This is a genomic window from Mitsuokella sp. UBA4253 (assembly GCF_002395285.1).
GTDB lineage: Bacteria > Bacillota > Negativicutes > Selenomonadales > Selenomonadaceae > Mitsuokella > Mitsuokella jalaludinii.
In genome coordinates this window covers 217872-239393 of sequence record NZ_DGWR01000002.1, presented here as the reverse complement: position 1 = coordinate 239393, position 21522 = coordinate 217872, and the positions used below count along the sequence as shown (strand labels likewise).

Below are 21522 nucleotides of genomic sequence, written 5' to 3'. Positions count from 1 at the left end.
AAAGAGCCGCTTGGCTGATGGCCGCTGTGATGATGGGGACGTTCACTTTTGGAGGGATGACGATGCGTACGACTTATGCAGCCGTGCCGACGAAAACGCTCGTGCACGATTCACAGATGAAGCATGCGACGATCAAGGATCTGGACAACGACACGCGCGTCTTTGCCGTGGACAAGACGATTGAGGCCAAGAAGGTCACGTTCCAGAACCGTTACGGCTTCGATGTGGCGGGCCACCTCTACCTGCCGAAGGATTTCGATGACAAGAAGCAGTACAAGGCTGTCGTCGTGACGGGCCCGTTCGGCGCAGTCAAGGAGCAGTCCTCGGGCCTCTACGCACAGGAGATGGCCAAGAACGGCTTTGTTGCCGTCGCCTTCGATCCGTCGACCACGGGGGAGAGCAGCGGCAAGCGCCGCAATATGGGCTCGCCGGAGATCTTCACGGAGGATTACAGCGCGGCGGTCGATTTCGTCAGCAACCTCAAGTTCGTCAACCCGCAGCAGATCGGTGCCATTGGCATCTGCGGTCTCTCGGGCATGGCCATCACGGCAGCGACGAATGATACGCGCATCAAGGCGGTCGCGACCTCGGCCATGTACGACATGTCGGACAGCATCCGCAACCACTATCAAGGGGATTACTATACGCCGGAGCAGCGCGAGATCGTCAAGCACCACCTGGCTGAGATGCGCGATGAGGAGGCAAAGACAGGCAAGTCCATTCCCGGCTCGCATGAGCTCGCCGTCGACAAGGATGGCAAGGTGCTCTCGACGAAGACGATGTTCCCCGACAAGCTGCCGGCGGATGCACCGGATGTTGTGAAGGGCTTCTACGATTATTACGTCGGCCGCGCTTACCATCCGCGCGCCATCAACTCCAACACGCTGGCCTGGGATTCGACGACGCCATACGGCTTCTTCAACTTCTCGCTGATGGATCACATCAAGGAACTCAGCCCGCGCCCGCTGCTGCTCATCACAGGGGACAAGGCGCATTCTAAGTACTTCTCGGATGCGGTCTATGAAGCGGCAGATGGTCCGAAAGAGGAGATTGTCGTTCCGGGTGCTACGCATACGGATCTCTACGACCAGATGGACAAGATCCCCTTCGACCGCCTCGTCGCGTTTTTCAACAAGTACCTCGGGGAATGATTGCTGGAAAGACGTAACCGGGAGGAGAATGTTTGATGAGCAGATTGTTCTTTTTCTGTTGTGCTCTGATTGCACTTCTCGTGCTGGGATGTGGCGGCCCCGGAGTGGCAGCCACATCCTTGTCCGGGAAGGAGGCAGAGATGCACGAGACAGGAGCAGCATCCCTACTAGTGGGCAGCAAAGCGTATGCTCTGAAGTGGGCTGACACGGAGGCTGCTGCCGAGCTGCGGCAGCAGTTGCCGCTGGCCAAGACGTTTACAGAACTCCATGGCAACGAGAAATACTACAAACTGCCGCAGCGCCTGACAGCGGCGGATGAAGATGTCCGCGAGATCCATAAGGGAGATGTCATGCTGTTTGACGGCCAGTATGTCGTGGTGTTCTATCAGGATTTTCAGACGACCTACCGCTACACGCGCCTGGGTCACGTCGAAGCAGCTGATGATCTGGACGCTGCTCTGGGGGCAGGTGATGTATTCCTGACCTTGCAACCATGAGATGGGAAGAGCGGTCTGGAGGCGGAAAGGATGAGATGATATGAAACGACAGCAGCTATTGCTCTTGATCCTGGCATTTGGTGTGTTCAGCATCCTCAATACGGAGATGGGCATCATCGGCATCCTGCCGATGGCGGCGGAGATGTACCAGGTGGATATCGTACAGGCGGGGATGCTCGTCAGTCTGTTCGCGCTTGGCGTGGCCATCGCAGGGCCGACGATGCCGTTGCTGTTCTCGCGCTTCAATCGCAAGCACGTGATGCTGCTTGTGCTGGGCGTGTTCACGATCTGCAATGCACTGGCCGTCGTTGCGAGCGACTTCCAGCTCCTTTTAGTGCTGCGCGTCGTGCCGGCCTTTTTCCACCCGGTCTACTGTGCACTCGCCTTCAGCGTGGCCGCTGCCTCGGTGGCTCCAGAGGATGCGCCGCGGGCTGTGGCGCGCATCAACATGGGCGTCGCGGCCGGCATGGTCGTCGGCGTGCCCATCAGCAATGTCTTGGCAGCGACGTTTGACTTTTCGATGGCGATGGTCTTCTTTGCAGGCGTGACGGGGCTCATGTTTCTGCTGACAATGGCCTTCGTGCCGGACTTGCCGGTGGCGCAGCCAATGCGCTACGGCGCGCAGCTTTCCGTTCTGAAGCGTCCGCCGGTCTGGCTGGCCATCGTGGCGGTCATCTGCCTCAACGGTTCCATCTTCGGTGTCTACAACTACCTCGCTGATTATTTGCAGAAGGTTGCGGCACTGCCGGGAGAGCTCATCGCAGCGCTGCTCCTCGTCTATGGCCTCTTGAACATCTGCGGAAGCTATCTGGGGGGCAATCTCCTCGCCAGGTGTCCCAGCACGACTGTACGTCTTTTCCCGCTGTGTACCATCGCGCTCTACTGCCTGCTCTTTGTGGGCGGTGGGAAGTTTCTGCCTCTTCTTGCGGCATTGATTGTGGCCTGGGGCATCCTCGGTGGCATCAATGCGAACATCAATCAGTACCTGCTAGCTTGCGTGGCATCGGATGCGCCGGATTTCAGCAACGGCCTGTTTTTGACAGCGGCCAATCTCGGCTGCATGGCGGGAACCATGATCAGCGGCTTTTTCATCCGCAGCCTCGGCCTGCCCTTCGTCGTCTGCGGTGGCCTGCTGCTGGCGGCCGCTGCCCTGCTGCTCACAAAGTTCGTACACTGCCGGGCAGATGAGCAACAGGCGACGGATTGTCCTATCGGCTCGTAACAAGTGGCTTTATGGCAGATTACTGTTCGTTTTTGACGCTTCGGCGATGTACTGTTGGAGTTCTTGGAGGAAGACGCTGCTGGATTTGGAGAGCAGGCGGTATTTCTTCCAGACGATGACGGCGCTGAGCGTGAGGGCGGGCTCGAGTGGGATGAACTTTAAGTGGCCGGTGTCGAGCTGCAGCAGCTCGTCGATGCCGATGGCATTCGCGATGCCCGTGCGGATGAAGTGCGAGGCGTTGCTGATGAGGTCGAACTTGCCGACGATGTTCATCGTTTCAGCAGATACCTTGCCGCCCGACCATTGACTGTAGTCATAGCGGTTGAGCGACTGGCGCGAGGAGATGAGCAGCGGCATTGCGTTCAGGTCGTCGGGCGTGATGCCGCTCTTCTGCGCCCATTTGCTGTCATCGCGCGTCACGATGCCGACGCGCATCGTTTCGGGCAGCCGGATGAAGTGATACTGCTCGACATTGAACGGCTCGATCATCAGCGCGAAGTCGATGAGTCCGTGCGCGAGTTTTTCTTCGACGGTGTCGGCATTGCCCGTGAAGAGCTCGACCGTCAGGCGCGGGTAGCGGCTATGCAGCTCGGCAAAGAGATCGGCGAGGATGTGCATGGCATGCGTCTCGCCTGCGCCGATGCGGATACAGCCCGCAAGATCAATCGTGTCATTCTTCATCTCGTCTTCTGTCTGGTTGACGAGCGCGAGGATTTCCTCGGCCCGCTGGCGCAGGTGTATGCCGTCCTCTGTCAGCACGGTGCTGCGGCTCGTGCGCGTGAAGAGCTTCTTGCCGAGCTCGTCTTCGAGGTCGGCAATCTGGCGCGAGAGTGTCGGCTGCGTCACATGCAGCACATTGGCGGCCTCGGTCATATTCTGTTCCCTGGCCACGGCCAGGAAGTACGATAAGGTGCGCAGTTCCATCAAAGATTCCCCTTTCGTTCGTATGCGATAAAAGTACCTGCTTCTATTTTAGGAAGCAGGTACTTTTTTGACAAGCATTTAATAAGAAAAATGTATGACGCAAGCTGAAATATAAGCATTTCACATTTCAATGTAGAGCAGGTAAGATAAGAGTATCAGGAGACGAAGATAAGAACTGGGAGGAAAATAGAAATGAAGAAAAATATTGGTAAAGCCTTGGCACTGTATCCATCACCGCTCGTCGTTGTCGGCAGCATGGTTGATGGCAAGCCGAATTGGACGCTCGTCGCGCATGCAGGCATCATGGCACACAGCCACCTGATGCTCTCGATGGTCGAGAGCCATTATACGAATCGAGGAATCCTGGCGACGAAGAACGTATCGGTCAATGTCGTGGATGAGAGCTGGCTCAAAGAAGCGGACTATATGGGCGTAGTTTCCGGGAACAAGACCGATAAGTCTGGGACGTTTGCTTATACGCTCGGAGAGCAGGGGACACCGCTCATCGACAAGGCCAAAGTTTCGATTGAGTGTTCTGTCATCGATGACTACAAGCTGGATGGATTCGATAATTTCATCTGCCGCATTGAGAATACGTATGCAAGTGAGACGATCCTCAACAAAGCAGGCAAGATTGATTACCACGTGTTCAAGCCTGTCCTGTTCGAATTCCCGACGTATGAGTACTTCGTCACGGGGGAGAAGGTCGGTGACTGCGCGCGCATGGATCGCAACGGTCAGTGACGGTATGAGGAAAGCGTATGGATGTGAAATCAATGGAGCGAGGATGTCATCAGGGAATATGTGAGGCCGATGCCTGCCGGAGCGAGCTTTCATCGTTGCCGGATGATGCCGCGCGCATCTGCTTTCTTAGGCGTCACCGACGCAAGCTCATGACAGCTCTGCATGAGGCGCAGGAAAAGCTCTCCTGCATCGACTACATGATCTATGAACTGGAGAGGAAGCAGAAAGAGGGCGGCTCTGATGAATCGTAGGGAATTCTTAAAACTGACAGGCATGGGAGCCATGACGGTATTCCTCAGCGGCTGTGGCCTTTCGGCACTGACGGGACAGGAAAAGGATGCTTCAGGTATGGCAGCGCATGAGAAAGGTGAGATTTCGGGAGGGAAAGCAATGAAGATTGTCGTGATCACAAGCAGTCCGCATCCGCATGATGAGTCGACTTCTATCTATCTGGCTGACCGCTTCACGAAAGGAGCAACACAGGCCGGCCATGAGGTGTTCACCTTTGATGCGGCCAACAGCGAGACGCATCCGTGCCGCGGTTGCGACCAGTGCCATATGGATGGCCCGTGCATCTGGAAGGACGACATCGAGAACGCCTTGATGCCGAAGATGCTGGAGGCAGACCTGCTCGTACTGACGACGCCGCTTTATTACTTCGGCATGTCGGCACAGCTCAAGACCATCATCGACCGCTTCTACTCGCGCACGGGCAGGCTCCACGGCAAGAAGTCCATCCTGATGGCGACGGCTTACAATCGTGACGATTGGACGATGTCGGCACTCGTTGACCATTACGACACCCTGGTTCGCTATATGGAATGGCAGGATGCAGGCAAAGTGCTCGGCATCGGCTGCGGCTCGCGCTCGCTCGTCGAGCACTCGCAGTTCGGTGATATGGCGGAGACGATAGGACTGAATCTTTGATCGGTAAAAAGGGCTTGGCCGGCAGCAACTACCGTCTGATAGAATGAAAAGAGCAGGAAACAGAAAGGAAGACGGGGGGTGATGATATGATTTTGCGGAAGGAAAGACCGGATTGGAAAGGGTGGATGGCCAGCGTCCTCATTCTCTTTGGACTTGTCTATGCGTGGCTCTGCTTCACGTGCGTCTTGCGGCAAGGCCATGTCTCGGAGGACGACTACGTGCGCATGATGCAGGAAATCGTCGAGCAGAGCTTGCCGAAGGATGCTGTGCCGGCTGGCTGGGAGCGTTCGGTAAGGGAGACGAGAGAGGTGCAGCCATGAGGTACGGCCTGGATATCTTGATGCTCGTCCTGCTGGTCGGTGAGATGGCGTTCTTCTATCTGCCGCCTCTGGTACATGAAGCTGTAGGGGTGGCCTTCTTGTTGCCGATTGCCTGGCATCTCGCACTCAACCGCCGCTATGTTTCGTCGCTTGGAAGCGGGCGGTGGAATGAGCCGCGGGCTCTTCGGTGCCTGCTGAACATCCTGCTTGCTGGTGCCTGCTTTTTGACGGTCATCAGCGGCTGCCTGACGTCGAGCGAGCTCTTTGCAGATGTCGTGCCGTTCTCGCTGCGCGGCAATCCTTCGCTCTATCAGCTGCACAGCACGGCGGCACGGTACTTCCTGGTGCTGGCGGGTCTCCATCTCGGTCTGCACTTGAGGGCATGGTGGCAGAAATGGCTGCACGCTGCAGGCATCCCCTCGCGGCCATTGCCTGCAAGGATGCTCCTATTGGGGTTCGGTATGCTGCTAGGGGCAGCCGGTATCTATGCAGCCCATCAAGATCGGCTCGTCGACCACCTGCAGGGCGCACATATCTTCATGACGCCGGCACTTTCATATAATGGTGCGGGCTATGCGCTGACACAGGCAGGCATCTTCCTGTTGTTTGCCGAGATCGGCTGGCTTTTATCGCTTTGGAAAGGAGTGCAATCGAAATGAATCGCAGAGAGTTTTTGAGAATCGGTGGCATGAGCATGATGGCTCTGGTGCTTGGCGGATGTGGCCTGTCCTCACTGACGGGGGAGTCATCGGGCGGACAGGCTGGCAGCAGTGCGGCCGCCGGCACGGCAGCGTCCTCCTCGTCGGGTACGGCAGCGGCGGCAGGCGGCAAGACGATTGTCGTCTATTATTCCGCCACAGGACGCACGGAGCGTGTGGCTGAGGTCATTGCCAGGGAGCGCCAGGCTGATATCATGAAGCTTGTCCCTTCGCCGGATTACACAGAGGCAGATCTCGACTCCAAGGACGCGAGCAGCCGCGTGAGCCGCGAGCACGACGACGCTTCGCTGCGCGAGAAGATCCAGCTCCAGAAAGCTGTGCCGGACAACTGGGCCTCGTACGACACGGTCTTCATCGGCTATCCGATCTGGTGGGGCATTGCAGCCTGGCCGGTCGATGCCTTCGTCAAGGCCAATGATTTTTCGGGTAAGCAGGTCGTGACCTTTGCGACGGCTGCGAGCTCACCACTCGGCAACAGCGGCAAACTGCTCGCCGAGATGGCCGGCGGCAAGGGCAGCTGGCAGGACGGCACGTGCTTCACGGGCAGCCTCAGCGATGCCAAGGTCAAGGACTGGCTCAAGTCCCTCAAACTGTCAAACTAACAGAAACACCTCGATGCATGGATGGCATCGAGGTGTTTTTCATTTCGTCAGCGTGACGCGGTCAATCGTGGAGCCGTCTTCCAGGAAGCAGGTGGCGATGAGCTTTGCAGGCGTGACGGCGAGCGTCATGTAGTTGCGGTAGCGGTTTGGGTCGGACTGGTCGAGGCTGACTTTGTCAAAGGTCGTGTCGGGCGGCACGGTGTAGCGCTCGTTGCCGGCGGGACCGAACATCAGGTAGACAGGCCCGCGATGATCTGGCTGTTCGTTGTAGATATGGCCGCGGTTGCGGTACGTGTGCATGTGGCCGGTGAGCACCAGGTCGATGCCGAGCGCATCGAAGGCCTTCATGAAGTCGTGGCCGACATCGCTGATGCCGCCCGTGTGGCCGGTGCCCGGCTGGTATTCATCGTAGGCGATGACATCCTTGTGCATCAGGACGATGTTCCAGGGCTTTTTGGCAGATTCGGCATCCTGCTTGAGCCAGAGCAGCTGCTCCTGCAGGAGACCCGGCTTCAGGTCGTTGAGCTCAGTGAGCTGCGTGTTGAGCACGATGAAGTGGGCGGGGCCATAGTCGAACGAATAGTAGTAGCCGGGGAAATTCCGACTGCCGTTATCGGGGACCGAAAAGGATGCGAGATAGCGGCGCGGCAGGGCAAACTGCCAGTCGAGGCCGTAGCACTCGTGATTGCCCATGACGGGGACGAACGGCATGTCTTTCGCGCGGCCGCTCGTGAGCACGGAGAGAAAGCTGTCCCAGTGCCAGGAGGATTGGCCGTTGTCGGTGAGGTCACCGATGTCGGCGAGAAATGATGCCTGGGGATTGCGCGCAAGGGCTTTCTCGAGGAGCTTCGCGAAGGGGGCGTATGTTTCGCCGCACTGGGAGTCGTCGATCAGCAGTGCCTCGAAGGCGGCGTCCTCATCAGCAGCCGTCACGATCGGCAGTGCGACGGTCTCATCTGCCATCCGGATGGTGCCCTCGTAATGCGTGCCGGGCGTCAGACCGGTGAGACGTACGGTGTAGAACGTCGTGGTCGTCGCGTCCTGCAGCAGGGTGTTGGCCTCTGGTGCATAGGGTTCAGGATTGCCGTTCGGCGCGGTCAGTACAAAGGCTGCATCCTGCTGCCCGCCGTCTGCCTGCCACATGATGGTGCGGCTCGTGCTGGAGTCTGCTGTGATGATCTGGCGCGGGAACTGTATCGTGCGGCTGGCGGCCGCTGCCGGGATGTATCGCCCGAGGCCGAGTGCTACGAGCGCGCTCGTGCAGAGTTTGAGGAAGGTTCTTCTGGACATTTTATGCATGATTTCCTCCTGTCGCTTTCTTACTAGTATTATACGTCATTTGCCCCGCTGGGACAATTTTCCTGCGATGAAAGCAGGATTTTTTTGAAATTTCTCGTAATCTTTTTATTAGTGATGAATTGGATTTTGATTCCTGGTCAAAAGGAGGGGTTCTTATGGCAGTCGTGGCTGCTATGGCGGTGCCACATCCGCCCATCATTCTGCCGGAGATTGGCAGGGGTGAGGAGAAGAAGATTGCGAGGACGACGGCGGCATATGGCGAGGTCATGCGCCGGGCGGCGGCGCTGGAACCGGATACGGTCGTCATCACGAGCCCGCATGCGACACTTTACAGCGATTACTTCCACATTTCACCGGGCAAGAAGGCTGTGGGGGATTTCTCGGCGTTCCGTTGCCCGGAGGTCAAGATCGAGGCGGCGTACGACGATGTCTTCTCAAAGGCACTGGCGGATGCCTGTGCGGCAGACAATCTCCCTGCCGGCTTCCTCGGCGAGCGGGAGCCGGCGCTCGACCACGGCACGATGATCCCGCTCTACTTCCTGCAGCCGGAGCTCAAAAAGCCGGTCAAGGTCGTGCGTATCGGCCTCTCGGGCCTCGGCGCTGATGTCCACTACCGGCTCGGCGAGAAGATTGCAGAGACAGCAGAAAAGCTCGGCCGCCGCGTCGTATTCATCGCGAGCGGCGACCTCTCGCACAAGCTCAAGGCGGACGGCCCGTATGGCTTTGCCAAGGACGGCCCTGTCTTTGATGAAGCGGTCACGAGAGACCTCGGTGCAGCGGACTTTCTGTCGCTGCTGACGATCTCGCCGGATCTGGCCGAAGGTGCGGCAGAGTGCGGTTTGCGCTCATTCTGGATCATGGCGGGGGCCTTGGACCGGGAGGCGGTCAGGGGGGAACTGCTCTCGCATGAAGGCCCGTTTGGCGTCGGCTACGGCGTCGCCTATTTCACGCCGAAAGGACGCGATGATTCGCGCGACATTGGCCGCCAGCTCGTCGAGCGGGAGGAAAAAGACATCGCAGCGATACGCGAGCATGAGGACGCCTATGTGCGCCTGGCGCGCGAGAGTCTCGAGACATTTGTGCGCAGCCACGTCATGATGCCCCTGCCGAAAGACCTTCCTGAGGACCTGCAGGACAGGCGCGCGGGGTGCTTCGTCTCCATCAAGAAGGATGGACGCCTGCGCGGCTGCATCGGCACGCTGGCACCGGGCCGCCGCAATCTCGCCGAGGAGATCATCTGCAACGCCGTCTCGGCTGGCATGCACGACCCGCGCTTCCCGCAGGTCACGCCGGACGAACTTTCGAGACTGGTCTACGATGTCGATGTGCTGTCTGAGCCGGAGCCGATTGACTCGCCGAAGGCTCTCGACGTCAAGCGCTACGGCGTCATCGTGCAGAACGGTGAGCGGCGCGGCGTCCTGCTGCCGGATCTCGCCGGTGTGGATACGGTGGACGAGCAGATTGCCATCGCGCGCCGCAAGGGCAATATCGGCGCGAAGGAGAAGGTAACGCTCTGGCGCTTCGAGGTGAAGCGCCATGTCTGATGCAACTGGAGCACCTGGCAGAAAAGCTGTCTGCTGGCTCTGCCCGCACCGCTGCCATCTTTCTGATGGGCAGACAGGATTCTGCCGCGCGAGGCAGAATCAGGGCGGCATCATCCGCTCTCTGAGTTACGGCCTCTTGACGTCGGCGGCGCTTGACCCCATCGAGAAGAAGCCGCTCTACCACTTCCACCCGGGAAGCCATATCCTCTCGCTCGGCAGCTTCGGCTGCAACCTGCGCTGCCCGTTCTGCCAGAACTACACAATCTCGCAGGCGGGTCGCGACGGATTTGAGGGACAGCAGCTGCCGATGGACCGCACATCGCCGAAGGAAATCGTGGCGGCGGCGCAGCGGCTCGAGGAGACGTCGGGCAACATCGGCGTGGCCTTCACCTACAACGAGCCGCTTGTCGGCTATGAATTCGTCTACGATACGGCAAGGCTCCTGAAGGAAGCGGGCCTCGCCGTCGTGCTCGTGACGAACGGCCAGATCGAGAAGGACCCCTGGCTTCACCTGCTGCCGTATGTCGATGCCGTCAACATCGACCTCAAGGGCTTCACGCAGTCGTTCTACGACTGGATCGGCGGTGACCTCAAGACGACAAAAGCCGCCATCGAGATGGCGGCTGAACAGGGCGTCCATGTGGAAGTCACGACGCTCGTGATACCGGGAAAGAACGATGGCGCCGAGGAGATGGCGGCGGAGGCAGAGTGGCTGGCGGGCATCTCAGCGGAGCTGCCGCTCCACCTCTCGCGTTACTTCCCGCGCTACCTTTCGGATATCCCCATGACGCCTGCTGAGACGCTGCAGCGACTCAGGCGGATTGCCGGGACAAGGCTTCGCTTTGTTCATCTCGGCAATATCTGATCACGCTTCCGGCGCGTGCTTGGCGGCTCGCCTCTCGTAGATCCAGGCGCCCACGACCAGGATGACGGCGAAGACGCAGACGACGATGAGGCGCGTCGGGTCTTCCTGATGCGTGAGCGTGTCGTGGCCAATGATGGCCTCGATGCCCGTCGAGGGGAATTTACCGACGAAGGAGGCGATGACGTAATCGCGCATCGACATGGCGGAGAGTGCGCCGAGCGCATTGAGCAGGATGGAGGGGAAGTACGGCACCATGCGGGCAATCAGCATGACGACGAAGCCCCGCCTGCCGCTGTACTTATCGAGATTTGATAGGGTCGGGTGCTTGTTGATGATCTTCTCGGCCGCATCGCGGAAGAAGAAGCGCAGCAGTACGAAGCTCAGCAGGACGCCGACGGTCTCGGCGGTGACGGAGAGGAAGATGCCCCAGAAGATGCCGAAGATCAGCGTGTTGGCTGTCGAGAAGATGATGGCGGGCGGGAAGCCCAGCGCGTTGACGAAGAGCGTCAAGAGGAAGCTGAAGACGACGGCCCATTTGCCGAAGGAGGCGATGTAGGCGGCTGTCTCCTGGATGTCGCCGCGTGCGAGCAGCCCGCAGAGGTGCGGCAGGAAGGCAGGGTCTGCCAGGTGGATGATGAGGAAGAGAAGGACGATGGCCAGTGCAGCAGCCACCTTGACCATGCCCATGGATTTTTTCATATGGTGATTCCTCCTAGAGTCAATCTTGCTGGTGTTTGTCTTTTCATTATAGCATCGATTCGATGGAGATTGCCTGAATCCCACCGACTTTTTGCAGGAGTTCCTGTACATCGATGGAGATTCCTTGGATTCTATGATAAAATAGAAAATATTAGTCTGATTTCAAGGAGGAGTTCTCATGCAGGAAATGCTGCCTGGATTTTTGGCAGCGCTCTCTCTTTCGGCCTCGCTGCTGCTCGTGCCGACGCTCCTGACGCAGGTGGGGGCGCCGTTCATGGGCATCTACACGGCCTCGATGCTCATGGCCATCGCGGGCACGCTGGCCTTCGGGAGGCTCGGCCTGCCCGTCGCTGCGGCGCCGGGAGCGGCGCTGACCTCGTGGCTCGTCGCCGTCGTCATGCTCGCGCACGGTGTGAGCTGGCAGATGGTGCTCTTTATGGGCGCTGTCGTCTCGCTCGTCATGACGGCGACACTCGCCTTTACCGTATTCTCGAAGCGGCCGGGACAGCTGGCGGGACTTGTTCAGCTTTTCCCCCCGTGCATCGCGGACGGCCTTCAGGGTGCTGTCGGCCTCATGCTGCTCGTGCAGGGCCTCTATCAGGGGCACCTCCTCATGGGCTCGCCGACGGGCCCTGTGCAGCTTGGCAATATGGCGGACCCCGTGGCCTACCTGAGCCTCGTCGGCATCATCGCGATGCTCTCCCTCATGGCCGTCGGGGCGCGCTGGGCCGTGCTCGGCGGCGTTCTCACGAGCGCTGTCCTCGCCTTCGCCGGTGGCTTCTGGGTCCTGCCGGATGCGCCTTTTTTCCTGCCGGAGGGCCTCGACCGCACCGGCCTTCAGCTCATATTCATGAACGGGTGGGAAAATATAAAGGTATGTGATTATGCAGACCTCTCGCTCGTCCTCTCGCTCTTCCTCATCCTCTCGGGGTGGGGAGGGCTCAAGGCACTTGCTCCGCATCTTGATGACGGGCAGATGGGACGGTCACTGCTATCCCTGAGTGGCCTGAGCTTCATCGCTTGCCTGCTCGGCACGATGCCGCTGACGGCGGCGCCGGAGTCGGCGGTGGGGCAGGCCACGGGCGGCCGCAAGGGCCGCATGGCATACTGGACGGCAGCTTTTCTCGCGCTCTTGCTCTTCATGGAGCCGACGCTGCAGTCGATGGCCTCGTTCCCGAGCATCTTCGCTCCAGCCTTTGCAGGGGCGGGGCTCGTACTCCTGCTGCGCATGAAGCCGGTGTTCTCAGGCGGTATTGCAGACAAGGTGGCAGCGGGGCTGCTCTTCCTCATCCTGCCGCTCGCGCAGGACATCGCGGCAGGTCTTGGGGCGGCCTGCATCGCTTACGTCAGCCTGACTCTGCTGTCGGGCGGGCACGTCAGCCGCTTCCTGCGCGTGCTGGCGGTGGCCTTCCTCTTGTATTTTTTCTATGGTTTCTGGTCAATCTTGTAACTCGTATATCGTATAAGGAGTGTTTCGATCCGTGTCAATGCATTGGAATTCGTATGGAAAATATCTGTTAACGGGAGTCGTTCTCGGCTCGTTCCTGCTTTATGCGCCGTCTGTCACAGAGGCAAAGCGCGCCCACAAGGCCCCGCAGAACAGCGCTGAGGTCACGGTAGCCGTGCCGGATGTCATGAACGAGACAAAGCAGGCACAAAGACCTTCCCGCAAGCATCAGGCCGACCCGAAGATCGGCATCCGCCAGGATCTGCGCGGTGAGGATCAGTTGCACGCAACATCGGAAAAGGAACTGTCGGGCGGCAGCGACTTCCAGTCGCGCATCCACAACATCCTCTATCCGTCTGGACAGGCCGCTCAGCAGATGACACCGCTTGCCGTGCCGCAGACCATCTCGGCTTACGACAACTCGATCATCGGCACGCCGCTCGCGAGCCAGGAGCAGTGCGTGCGCTACCTCTTGAGCAACAACCCGAACCCGGACATCACCGTTTCGCCGCAGCAGCTCGTCTCGTACTACTATGAAGAAGGTGCGCGCGAGGGCATCCGCCCGGACGTCGCCTTTGCTCAGGCGCTCAAGGAGACAGGCTTCTTCCGCTACGGCGGCGATGTCATCCCGCAGCAGAACAACTTCTGCGGCCTCGGGACGACGGGCGGCGGCGTCAAGGGCGCTTTCTTCGCGACGGCGCAGCTCGGTGTCCGCGCGCACATCCAGCACCTCCTGGCGTATTCGTCGACGCGCGAGCCGAGCGAGCCGGTCATCGACCCGCGCTACCAGCTCGTGCGCGACTCCTACGGCACGCGCACGCTCGGCACGTGGGAAGACCTCAACGGCCGCTGGGCTGTGCCGGGATACACGTACGGCCAGAGCATCCTCTCGATGTTTCGCGCCATGCTGACCGAATGATGCAGGGGCATCTGAGCCCTCTGTCATGCATAAAGAAATCAAGATCGCAATTATTTCCAGATTGAAAGGGATGAAATCACTCGATGATTACAGTCAATAATGTCAGCCTCCAGTTTGGCAAGCGCGTCCTCTACAAGGACGTCAACCTCAAGTTCACGCCGGGCAACTGCTACGGCATCATCGGCGCGAACGGTGCCGGCAAGTCCACCTTCCTCAAATTGCTGGCAGGCGACATTGAGCCGACAGGCGGCACGATCGAGATCACGCCGGGCGAGCGCCTCGCTGTCCTGCAGCAGGACCACTACGCCTATGATGACTACGAGGTCCTGCGCACGGTCATCATGGGCCACAAGCGCCTTGTGGAGATCATGGATGAGAAGGATGCGCTCTACGCGAAGCCGGACTTCTCCGAAGAGGACGGCATGCGCGCTTCGGAGCTCGAGGCGGAGTTTGCCGAACTCAACGGCTGGGACGCAGAGTCCGAGGCCGCGCGCCTGTTGAATGGCCTCGGCATCCCCGAAGAGGAGCACACGATGAAGATGGCGGACCTCACGGCGAAGGAGAAGGTCCGCGTGCTGCTCGCCCAGGCGCTCTTCGGCAGCCCGGACATCCTGCTCTTAGACGAGCCGACGAACCACCTCGACGTCGAGTCGATCAACTGGCTCGAGAACTTCCTCGCCGACTTCCCGAATACGGTCATCGTCGTCTCGCATGACCGCCACTTCCTCAACCAGGTCTGCACCTACATCTGCGACGTTGACTTCGGCGAGATCAAGCTCTATGCGGGCAACTACGATTTCTGGTATCAGTCGAGCCAGCTCGCCCTGCAGCTGCAGAAGGAGCAGAACAAGAAGGCCGAGGAGAAGATCAAGGAACTGCAGACCTTCATCGCGCGCTTTGCCGCCAATGCTGCGAAGTCCAAGCAGGCGACGAGCCGCAAGAAGCTGCTCGACAAGATCAAGGTCGAGGACATCAAGCCGTCTTCGCGCCGCTATCCGTACATCGCCTTCACGCCGGACCGCGAGGCGGGCGACCAGCTGCTCCAGGTCGACGGCATCTCCAAGTCGGTCGACGGTGAGCAGGTCCTCAAGAATGTCAGCTTCACGCTGAAGCGCGGCGACAAGGTCGCTTTTGTCGGCCCGAACAGCATCGGCAAGACGATGCTGTTCAAGATCCTCATGGGCGAGGAGCAGGCGGACGAGGGTACGTTCAAGTGGGGCGTGACGACGACGCAGGCATACCTGCCATCCGACAACTCGGCTTACTTCGACGGCGTCGACCTCAACCTCGTGGATTGGCTGCGCCAGTATTCGAAGGATCCGGACGAGACGTTCGTGCGCGGCTTCCTCGGCCGCATGCTGTTCTCCGGCGAGGAGAGCCAGAAGAAGGCGTCCGTCCTTTCCGGTGGCGAGCGCGTGCGCTGCATGCTCTCGCGCATGATGCTCTCGGGCGCGAATGTACTGCTCCTCGATGAGCCGACGAACCACCTCGACCTCGAGTCGATCACGGCGCTCAACAACGGCCTGATCGCCTTCAAGGGTACGGCGCTCTTCGTCTCGCACGACCACGAGTTCGTCCAGACGATCGCGAACCGCATCATCGACATCACGCCGGACGGCGTTGTCGACCGCCTCTCGACGTACGATGACTTCCTCGCGAATGAGACGGTGCGCCAGCAGCTCCAGGAGAAGTACAAGAAGTAAGACGTTAGACACTGAAGATGTAAGGATGTAAGGATGGGCGATGACGGATGCTCGATAAATTCTTGCAGAATGCGATAGAGGATGCGGGCGCTACAGGGCGCCTGCGCGAGATGATCGGTGTCCTGCGCAGACGCGAAGTCGTGCGCGGCATGACGCCGGAGAAGCTGCGGCAGGTCCTCGAGGACCTCGGTCCGACATTTGTCAAGCTCGGCCAGATCATGAGCATGCGGCCGGACTTCCTGCCGCCGGAGTACTGCGATGAGCTCATGAAGCTGCAGTCCGGTGCGAAGCCGCTGCCGTTTCCCATCATCCTCGAGGTCATCGAGAAGGAGTACAGCCGCCGCTGGTCTCAGATCTTCCGCTCCATCGACGAGGAAGCGCTGGGCTCGGCGAGCATCGCACAGGTGCACCGCGCTGTGCTGACCTCAGGCGAGAAAGTCGTCATCAAGGTGCAGCGGCCGGGCATCTACGAGATCATGAGCAAGGACATCGTGCTCCTCAAGCGCGCGGCGACGCTATTGAAGATCGTCAGCCACTCGCAGGATGTCCTCGACTTCAACATGGTCCTCGACGAGATGTGGACGATCGCCAAACAGGAGATGGACTTCCTCATGGAGGCCGACCACATCGAAGAGTTCGAGCACCTCAACCGCGATGTCGACTATGTCAGCTGCCCACGGGTCTTCCGCCAGCTCTCGACGCAGCACATTCTCGTCATGGAGTTTGTCGACGGCATCCGCATCGATGACTTCGACAAGCTGCGCGCGAATGGCTACGACATCAACCTGCTCGGGCGCCATCTCGGCGAGAACTACGTCAAGCAGATCATCGAGGACGGTTACTTCCATGCCGACCCCCACCCGGGCAATATCTGGGTGAAGAACGGCCGCATCGTTTGGCTGGACCTCGGCATGATGGGGCGCCTCTCGAGCCGCGACCGCATTGCCATCCGCAAGGCTGTGATGGCGCTTGCCAATCACGATACCTTTGAGATGAAAGCCGCCGTGCTCTCTCTGGGCGTCGTGCGCGGCCGCATCAACCACACAGCGCTCTATCAGGACATCGATTCGATGATGGCGCAGTACAGCTCACTCGACTTCAAGTCGCTGCAGATGGGCGTCTTGACGCGCCAGATCATGAATATCCTGCGCGTTCACCGCATCGCCTGTCCGCAGGGGCTCTCGATGTTCGCGCGCGGTGTCCTGACGATCGAGGGGGTCATGCGTCTCTGCTGCCCGAAGGTCAGCTTCGTCGAGATCTTCGCGAAGAGCCTCGCCCTCGACTTCAAGAAGAACTTCAGCTGGCACGATGAGATGGACAAGGTCAAGCGCGAGGGCTTCCTGCTCATGCGCAAGTCCGCACAATTGCCGGAACAGATCTCGGACATCCTCAAGATGACGATGAGCGGCCAGACGAAGGTCAACCTCGACCTCACGGGCTCGGAGGAGCCGCTGAACCGCATGGACAAGATGATCAACAAGGTCATCATCGCCGTTCTCTGCGCAGCGCTGCTCCTCGGATCCAGTACGATCTGCACGACGAATATGACGCCGAAGATCATGGAGATCCCGCTGCTCGGTTTCCTCGGGTACCTCATCGCCTTCGTGCTGAGCATCCGCCTGATCTGGGAAATACACAAAGGAGCCTAGCTCCAAGGCCCGCCGCATTGCGGCGGGCCTTTTGTCTATGGTTTTGCGGTGGCGGTATTCGGCGCATCATGGTAAAATGTGATAGAAAGCAGTTTTTGATCGCAGCCCATGCGCAGGACATGGGGGCATAGGCAGAAGGAGTGGAACATCATGGGCATGAGAGGTGTGCGCGGTGCAATCACCGTGGAGAAGAACGAGAAAGCTGCCATCTGGCAGGCGGCCAAGGCGATGATGCAGGAGCTCATCGAGCGCAATGAACTGGCACCGGAGGATATCGGTGCGGTGATCTTCAGCATGACGGAAGATCTCACGGCGGCTTTTCCGACGGCTGGTGTGCGCCAATTGCCGGGGTTTGATCTCGTGCCGCTCTTTGACGCGCGTCAATGTGCGATTGAGGGCAGCCTGGAGAAGTGCATTCGCGTGCTCGTGCTCGCCGATACGGGGAAAGCACAGCGTGATATCCACCACATCTATATGGGAAAGGCTGTCGCACTTCGTCCTGATATACGCTGAACACCATGGAATTGGTACCAAGTCATATAAAATTTCTACAAGCTACTGTACTTTTTATATAAAATCTTGTAGAATAGATGGAGTGAGAGGATTCATCAGGAATTTTCAGAATCAAGTGGTAAGGAGAGATACACTTTGAGTAACATCGATACGAAATGCGTGAACGCGATCCGCGTGCTCGCAGCAGATGCAATCCAGAAGGCAAAATCCGGTCATCCGGGCCTGCCGCTCGGCAGCGCTCCGATGGCGTATGAGCTCTGGGCAAATCACATGAACCACAATGCCAAGGACCCGAAATGGGCCAACCGCGACCGCTTCATCCTGTCGGGCGGCCACGGTTCGACGCTGCTTTATTCGCTGCTCCATTTCTACGGCTATGGCCTGACGATGGATGATATGAAAGAGTTCCGCCAGATGGGCTCGCTGACGCCGGGCCATCCGGAGTACGGCCACACGGTCGGCGTCGAAGCCACGACGGGCCCGCTCGGCGCAGGCATGGGCATGGCTGTCGGCATGGCGATGGCAGAGGCACACCTCGCTTCGATGTTCAACCGCCCGGGCTACCCGGTTGTCGACCATTACACGTTCGCGCTCGGCGGCGACGGCTGCATGATGGAAGGCATTTCCTCGGAGGCGTTCTCGCTCGCTGGCACGCTTGGCCTCTCGAAGCTCATCATCCTCTACGATTCCAACAAGATCTCCATCGAGGGCAACACGGACATCGCCTTCACGGAGGATGTCCAGGCTCGTATGCGTGCCTTTGGGTTCCAGACGATCACAGTCGAGGACGGCAATGATCTCGAGGCCATCGGCAAGGCCATCGAAGAAGCGAAGGCTGACAAGGAGCATCCGTCCTTCATCACGGTCAAGACGCAGATCGGCTACGGCTGCCCGGCCAAGCAGGGCAAGGCCAGCGCTCACGGCGAGCCGCTCGGCGAGGAGAACGTCAAGGCCATGAAGGAGAACCTCGGCTGGCCGGAACCGGACAAGTCCTTCAACATCCCGCAGGATGTCTACGACCACTATGCTGATCTCGCCAAGAAGGGTGAGGCGGCAGAGGCGGCCTGGAACAAGATGTTCGCTGAGTACTGCGAGAAGTTCCCGGAGGACAAGGCTCGCTGGGAGAAGTACCACACGGCTGTCAATGCCGAGGCGCTCTACAACAACGATGAGTTCTGGGCTTATGAGGACAAGGCTGTCGCAACGCGCAATCTCTCCGGCAAGATGATCAACCGCCTCAAGGACATCATGCCGAACCTCATCGGCGGCAGTGCTGACCTCGCACCGTCGAACAAGACGCATATGGAAGGCGAGGGGGACTTCAGCAAGTTCAACTATGCGGGCCGCAACCTGCATTTCGGCGTCCGCGAGCTCGCCATGGCCGCGATTGCCAATGGCCTGATGCTCCACGGCGGCCTGCGCGCCTATGTCGCGACGTTCTTCGTCTTCAGTGACTACACGAAGCCGATGGTCCGCCTGGCTGCCCTGATGGGCCTGCCAGTGACGTACGTCTTCACGCACGACAGCATCGGTGTTGGCGAGGATGGCCCGACGCATGAGCCAATCGAGCAGATGGCCATGCTGCGCGCCCTGCCGAACATCAATGTCTTCCGCCCGGCTGATGCAACGGAGACGGCTGCCGGCTGGTACCTCGCTGTGACGTCTACGAAGACGCCGACGGCTCTCGTGCTCACGCGCCAGAACCTGCCGCAGCTCCCGGGCTCGAGCAAGGATGCCCTCAAGGGTGCTTATGTCGTCTCCGAGGCGAAGGATCCGGCGAACATGGCCGGTATCCTCATCGGCACGGGCTCTGAGGTATCGCTGGCCATCGAGGCACAGGAAGAGCTCGCCAAGAGCGGCATCGACGTCCGCGTCGTCTCGATGCCGTGCATGGATCTCTTTGAGCAGCAGAGCGCTGAGTATAAGGAGAGCGTCCTGCCGAAGGATGTCCGCGCGCGCGTCGCTGTCGAGGCGCTCTCGAGCTTCGGCTGGGGCCGCTACGTCGGCCTCGACGGTGCAACGGTCTGCATGGAAGGCTTCGGCGCTTCGGCACCGGCGGCACAGCTCTTCGAGAAGTTCGGCTTCACGAAGCAGCATGTCGTTGAGGTTGCCATGAAGGTCATCGCTGCCAACAAGTAATCGAATCGCATAGCCACAGGGCGGTCGAGCCGCTCTGTATACATAAAAGGTCCGCAGTCTGCGGGCCTTTTATTTTTTGTATACTTTTGCCAGAAATGTCCTCTGTACGAGGAATGAAAGTGCTGTTTTTGCGCGCGTCCATAAAAATGATACGCTAGACAGCGTGGACACACAAAACTATATAAAATAAGTGTTGACAAGGGTTTTGGAGGGTGTTATATTATAGGAGTGCCTGATTCAAGCGCACGATTTAGTGATACAGGAGAGTGAAAGCAATGACACTGGATGCACTGAAAAGCGCCAGTCGGGTAATGGGTATCAAGCAGGTTTCCAAAGCTGTGAAGCGCGGGGATGCGGAATGCGTCTTCGTCGCCGATGACGCAGATGAACGTGTCATCGAACCGCTGCAGATCCTCTGCCGGGAACAGGATGTCCCGGTCGAGCGTGCGGCGACGATGGCTGACCTCGGCAATGCATGTGGCATTGAGGTCGGCGCGGCAGCGGCGGCAGTCCTCAAGCAGCCTATTTGTTAAAAACTCAGGAGCTCTGCTTCGGGGTTTTAATAAATAATAAATTCTCAATATGAAGGAAGGAGGTGCATGTATGCCTACTATCAATCAGTTAGTTCGTAAGAGCAGAAAGAGCATGCAGGAGAAGTCCAAAGCACCAGCACTCAAGAATTGCCCGCAGAAACGTGGTGTTTGCACGCGTGTTTACACGTCTACGCCGAAGAAGCCGAACTCGGCTCTGCGTAAGGTTGCCCGTGTTCGTTTGACGAACAGCATCGAGGTTACCGCATACATCCCAGGCATTGGTCATAATCTTCAGGAGCATAGCGTTGTTCTGATTCGCGGCGGTCGTGTCAAGGACCTGCCAGGTGTTCGTTACCACATCATCCGCGGCTCGCTCGATACTGCCGGTGTGCAGGATCGCGGCCAGGGTCGTTCCAAGTACGGTGCGAAGAAAGCTAAAGCGAAGAAGAAGTAATGAAACGGTTCCTGTCCTGAGCAGGAAAATATGCTAATGAAGAAGGAGGTAAAACAATGCCAAGAAAAGGTTCCGTACCGAAGCGCGACGTACTGCCGGATCCGGTGTACCACAGCAAGACGGTTACGAAATTCATCAATAAGGTAATGCTCTCCGGTAAGAAGAGCGTTGCAGAGCGCGTCGTTTACGATGCGTTTGAGACGATCCGTGCCAAGACGGGCAAGGATCCTCTCGAAGTTTTTGAGACTGCTCTCAAGAACGTTATGCCGGTTCTCGAGGTTCGCGCACGCCGCGTCGGTGGTGCTAACTACCAGGTTCCGGTCGAGGTTCGTCCGGACCGCCGCATGACGCTCGGCATTCGCTGGCTCGTCAACTATGCTCGTCTCCGCGGTGAGAAGACGATGGATGAGCGTCTTTCCGGTGAGCTCATGGATGCTGCAAACAACACGGGTGCAGCAATCAAGAAGAAGGAAGACACGCACAAGATGGCAGAGGCCAACAAGGCTTTCGCTCACTATCGTTGGTAAGACTCAGTCTTCTCCTGCTGTGACGGGAGAAGAGTTCAAAGAAGGAGAACAAAAGTGGCAAGAGAGTATTCCCTTGAAAAGACTCGTAACATCGGTATCATGGCTCACATCGATGCCGGTAAGAC

At 58.8% G+C, this 21522-nt stretch carries 23 protein-coding genes; 20 read left to right on the top strand and 3 right to left on the bottom strand.

The features are described from left to right. The first annotated feature begins 62 nt into the window (after window positions 1–62). From B2X55_RS01525 to B2X55_RS01515, 3 genes are all read left to right on the top strand, one after another. Window positions 63–1151 carry an alpha/beta hydrolase gene (locus B2X55_RS01525; RefSeq protein WP_286820599.1) on the top strand — a complete coding sequence of 363 codons (1089 nt, stop codon included), beginning with the start codon at window positions 63–65 and terminating at the stop codon, window positions 1149–1151. A 140-nt stretch (window positions 1152–1291) separates the two neighbouring features. Continuing rightward, the gene (locus tag B2X55_RS01520) at window positions 1292–1648 is read left to right on the top strand and encodes a cyclophilin-like fold protein (RefSeq protein WP_286820598.1); all 357 of its coding nucleotides are present in this window, start codon (window positions 1292–1294) and stop codon (window positions 1646–1648) included. 40 nt (window positions 1649–1688) lie between these two features. Next, entirely contained in the window at window positions 1689–2870 is a 1182-nt protein-coding gene (locus B2X55_RS01515; protein ID WP_286820597.1) for an MFS transporter, read from the top strand. A gap of 9 nt (window positions 2871–2879) precedes the next feature. On the opposite strand, the gene B2X55_RS01510 is transcribed toward B2X55_RS01515, so the two are convergent. Further along, window positions 2880–3794: a LysR family transcriptional regulator gene (locus tag B2X55_RS01510; RefSeq protein ID WP_286820596.1), complete on the bottom strand. Its 915-nt coding sequence runs from the start codon at window positions 3792–3794 to the stop codon at window positions 2880–2882. Window positions 3795–3986: 192 nt separating this feature from the next. Here B2X55_RS01510 and B2X55_RS01505 point away from each other — a divergent pair, with 192 nt between their 5' ends. The 6 genes from B2X55_RS01505 (at window position 3987) to B2X55_RS01480 (ending at window position 7106) form a co-directional block, all read left to right on the top strand. Further along, a complete protein-coding gene (locus tag B2X55_RS01505) occupies window positions 3987–4538 on the top strand; it encodes a flavin reductase family protein (protein ID WP_286820594.1) in 552 nt (183 codons plus the stop codon). Window positions 4539–4555: 17 nt separating this feature from the next. Next, window positions 4556–4789 carry a hypothetical protein gene (locus B2X55_RS01500; RefSeq protein ID WP_286820593.1) on the top strand — a complete coding sequence of 78 codons (234 nt, stop codon included), beginning with the start codon at window positions 4556–4558 and terminating at the stop codon, window positions 4787–4789. A gap of 139 nt (window positions 4790–4928) precedes the next feature. Continuing rightward, entirely contained in the window at window positions 4929–5465 is a 537-nt protein-coding gene (locus tag B2X55_RS01495) for a flavodoxin family protein (protein ID WP_286820592.1), read from the top strand. 125 nt (window positions 5466–5590) lie between these two features. After that, window positions 5591–5785 carry a hypothetical protein gene (locus B2X55_RS01490; RefSeq protein WP_286820591.1) on the top strand — a complete coding sequence of 65 codons (195 nt, stop codon included), beginning with the start codon at window positions 5591–5593 and terminating at the stop codon, window positions 5783–5785. Continuing rightward, a complete protein-coding gene (locus B2X55_RS01485; RefSeq protein ID WP_286820590.1) occupies window positions 5782–6444 on the top strand; it encodes a hypothetical protein in 663 nt (220 codons plus the stop codon). Before B2X55_RS01490 ends, B2X55_RS01485 begins: the two co-directional genes overlap by 4 nt. Before the next feature lie 14 nt (window positions 6445–6458). Beyond that, a complete protein-coding gene (locus B2X55_RS01480) occupies window positions 6459–7106 on the top strand; it encodes a flavodoxin (protein ID WP_286820589.1) in 648 nt (215 codons plus the stop codon). A 39-nt stretch (window positions 7107–7145) separates the two neighbouring features. Here B2X55_RS01480 and B2X55_RS01475 read toward each other — a convergent pair whose 3' ends face one another. Continuing rightward, on the bottom strand, window positions 7146–8396 hold the full coding sequence (locus tag B2X55_RS01475; RefSeq protein WP_286820588.1) for a purple acid phosphatase family protein: 1251 nt from the start codon (window positions 8394–8396) through the stop codon (window positions 7146–7148). A 164-nt stretch (window positions 8397–8560) separates the two neighbouring features. On the opposite strand from B2X55_RS01475, the gene amrA reads away from it, so the two are divergent. After that, window positions 8561–9949: an AmmeMemoRadiSam system protein A gene (gene amrA / locus B2X55_RS01470; RefSeq protein WP_286820587.1), complete on the top strand. Its 1389-nt coding sequence runs from the start codon at window positions 8561–8563 to the stop codon at window positions 9947–9949. Next, window positions 9942–10814 (top strand): AmmeMemoRadiSam system radical SAM enzyme, encoded by an 873-nt coding sequence (gene amrS, locus B2X55_RS01465; RefSeq protein WP_286820586.1) that lies wholly within the window; start codon window positions 9942–9944, stop codon window positions 10812–10814. The genes amrA and amrS overlap by 8 nt, the downstream gene beginning before the upstream one ends. On the opposite strand, the gene B2X55_RS01460 is transcribed toward amrS, so the two are convergent. After that, on the bottom strand, window positions 10815–11513 hold the full coding sequence (locus B2X55_RS01460) for a TVP38/TMEM64 family protein (protein ID WP_286820585.1): 699 nt from the start codon (window positions 11511–11513) through the stop codon (window positions 10815–10817). It abuts the gene before it with no gap. A 178-nt stretch (window positions 11514–11691) separates the two neighbouring features. Here B2X55_RS01460 and B2X55_RS01455 point away from each other — a divergent pair, with 178 nt between their 5' ends. From B2X55_RS01455 to rpsG, 9 genes are all read left to right on the top strand, one after another. Next, the gene (locus B2X55_RS01455; protein WP_286820584.1) at window positions 11692–12963 is read left to right on the top strand and encodes a hypothetical protein; all 1272 of its coding nucleotides are present in this window, start codon (window positions 11692–11694) and stop codon (window positions 12961–12963) included. Window positions 12964–12994: 31 nt separating this feature from the next. Continuing rightward, window positions 12995–13879, top strand: a complete 885-nt coding sequence (locus B2X55_RS01450; RefSeq protein ID WP_414683472.1) for a glucosaminidase domain-containing protein — start codon at window positions 12995–12997, stop codon at window positions 13877–13879. Between the two features lie 83 nt (window positions 13880–13962). Then, window positions 13963–15582 carry an ABC-F family ATP-binding cassette domain-containing protein gene (locus B2X55_RS01445; RefSeq protein ID WP_278519714.1) on the top strand — a complete coding sequence of 540 codons (1620 nt, stop codon included), beginning with the start codon at window positions 13963–13965 and terminating at the stop codon, window positions 15580–15582. A 47-nt stretch (window positions 15583–15629) separates the two neighbouring features. Further along, window positions 15630–17231 carry an ABC1 kinase family protein gene (locus B2X55_RS01440; RefSeq protein ID WP_036377653.1) on the top strand — a complete coding sequence of 534 codons (1602 nt, stop codon included), beginning with the start codon at window positions 15630–15632 and terminating at the stop codon, window positions 17229–17231. Window positions 17232–17387: 156 nt separating this feature from the next. Further along, window positions 17388–17744, top strand: coding sequence for a chorismate mutase (aroH, locus tag B2X55_RS01435; RefSeq protein ID WP_055160325.1), 357 nt, complete (start codon window positions 17388–17390; stop codon window positions 17742–17744). A gap of 135 nt (window positions 17745–17879) precedes the next feature. Beyond that, a complete protein-coding gene (gene tkt / locus B2X55_RS01430; protein WP_286820583.1) occupies window positions 17880–19883 on the top strand; it encodes a transketolase in 2004 nt (667 codons plus the stop codon). 275 nt (window positions 19884–20158) lie between these two features. After that, complete coding sequence (locus tag B2X55_RS01425; RefSeq protein WP_286820582.1) at window positions 20159–20416, top strand: L7Ae/L30e/S12e/Gadd45 family ribosomal protein; 258 nt, start codon at window positions 20159–20161, stop codon at window positions 20414–20416. A 70-nt stretch (window positions 20417–20486) separates the two neighbouring features. After that, complete coding sequence (gene rpsL / locus B2X55_RS01420; protein ID WP_005842087.1) at window positions 20487–20870, top strand: 30S ribosomal protein S12; 384 nt, start codon at window positions 20487–20489, stop codon at window positions 20868–20870. 56 nt (window positions 20871–20926) lie between these two features. Continuing rightward, entirely contained in the window at window positions 20927–21397 is a 471-nt protein-coding gene (gene rpsG, locus B2X55_RS01415; protein WP_036377662.1) for a 30S ribosomal protein S7, read from the top strand. Window positions 21398–21522: the final 125 nt, after the last annotated feature.

Excerpts from the sequence above, each read along its gene's own strand:
- B2X55_RS01515 (WP_286820597.1), top strand. The coding sequence starts at position 1,689 with ATGAAACGACAGCAGCTATTGCTCTTGATCCTGGCATTTGGTGTGTTC.
- B2X55_RS01460 (WP_286820585.1), bottom strand. The coding sequence starts at position 11,513 with ATGAAAAAATCCATGGGCATGGTCAAGGTGGCTGCTGCACTGGCCATC.
- B2X55_RS01445 (WP_278519714.1), top strand. The coding sequence starts at position 13,963 with ATGATTACAGTCAATAATGTCAGCCTCCAGTTTGGCAAGCGCGTCCTC.
- aroH (WP_055160325.1), top strand. The coding sequence starts at position 17,388 with ATGAGAGGTGTGCGCGGTGCAATCACCGTGGAGAAGAACGAGAAAGCT.
- rpsL (WP_005842087.1), top strand. The coding sequence starts at position 20,487 with ATGCCTACTATCAATCAGTTAGTTCGTAAGAGCAGAAAGAGCATGCAG.
- B2X55_RS01525 (WP_286820599.1), top strand. The coding sequence starts at position 63 with ATGCGTACGACTTATGCAGCCGTGCCGACGAAAACGCTCGTGCACGAT.
- amrS (WP_286820586.1), top strand. The coding sequence starts at position 9,942 with ATGTCTGATGCAACTGGAGCACCTGGCAGAAAAGCTGTCTGCTGGCTC.
- B2X55_RS01505 (WP_286820594.1), top strand. The coding sequence starts at position 3,987 with ATGAAGAAAAATATTGGTAAAGCCTTGGCACTGTATCCATCACCGCTC.
- B2X55_RS01495 (WP_286820592.1), top strand. The coding sequence starts at position 4,929 with ATGAAGATTGTCGTGATCACAAGCAGTCCGCATCCGCATGATGAGTCG.
- B2X55_RS01425 (WP_286820582.1), top strand. The coding sequence starts at position 20,159 with ATGACACTGGATGCACTGAAAAGCGCCAGTCGGGTAATGGGTATCAAG.
- B2X55_RS01440 (WP_036377653.1), top strand. The coding sequence starts at position 15,630 with ATGCTCGATAAATTCTTGCAGAATGCGATAGAGGATGCGGGCGCTACA.
- B2X55_RS01520 (WP_286820598.1), top strand. The coding sequence starts at position 1,292 with ATGCACGAGACAGGAGCAGCATCCCTACTAGTGGGCAGCAAAGCGTAT.
- B2X55_RS01500 (WP_286820593.1), top strand. The coding sequence starts at position 4,556 with ATGGATGTGAAATCAATGGAGCGAGGATGTCATCAGGGAATATGTGAG.
- B2X55_RS01475 (WP_286820588.1), bottom strand. The coding sequence starts at position 8,396 with ATGTCCAGAAGAACCTTCCTCAAACTCTGCACGAGCGCGCTCGTAGCA.
- rpsG (WP_036377662.1), top strand. The coding sequence starts at position 20,927 with ATGCCAAGAAAAGGTTCCGTACCGAAGCGCGACGTACTGCCGGATCCG.
- B2X55_RS01510 (WP_286820596.1), bottom strand. The coding sequence starts at position 3,794 with ATGGAACTGCGCACCTTATCGTACTTCCTGGCCGTGGCCAGGGAACAG.
- B2X55_RS01490 (WP_286820591.1), top strand. The coding sequence starts at position 5,591 with ATGGCCAGCGTCCTCATTCTCTTTGGACTTGTCTATGCGTGGCTCTGC.
- B2X55_RS01485 (WP_286820590.1), top strand. The coding sequence starts at position 5,782 with ATGAGGTACGGCCTGGATATCTTGATGCTCGTCCTGCTGGTCGGTGAG.
- amrA (WP_286820587.1), top strand. The coding sequence starts at position 8,561 with ATGGCAGTCGTGGCTGCTATGGCGGTGCCACATCCGCCCATCATTCTG.
- B2X55_RS01455 (WP_286820584.1), top strand. The coding sequence starts at position 11,692 with ATGCAGGAAATGCTGCCTGGATTTTTGGCAGCGCTCTCTCTTTCGGCC.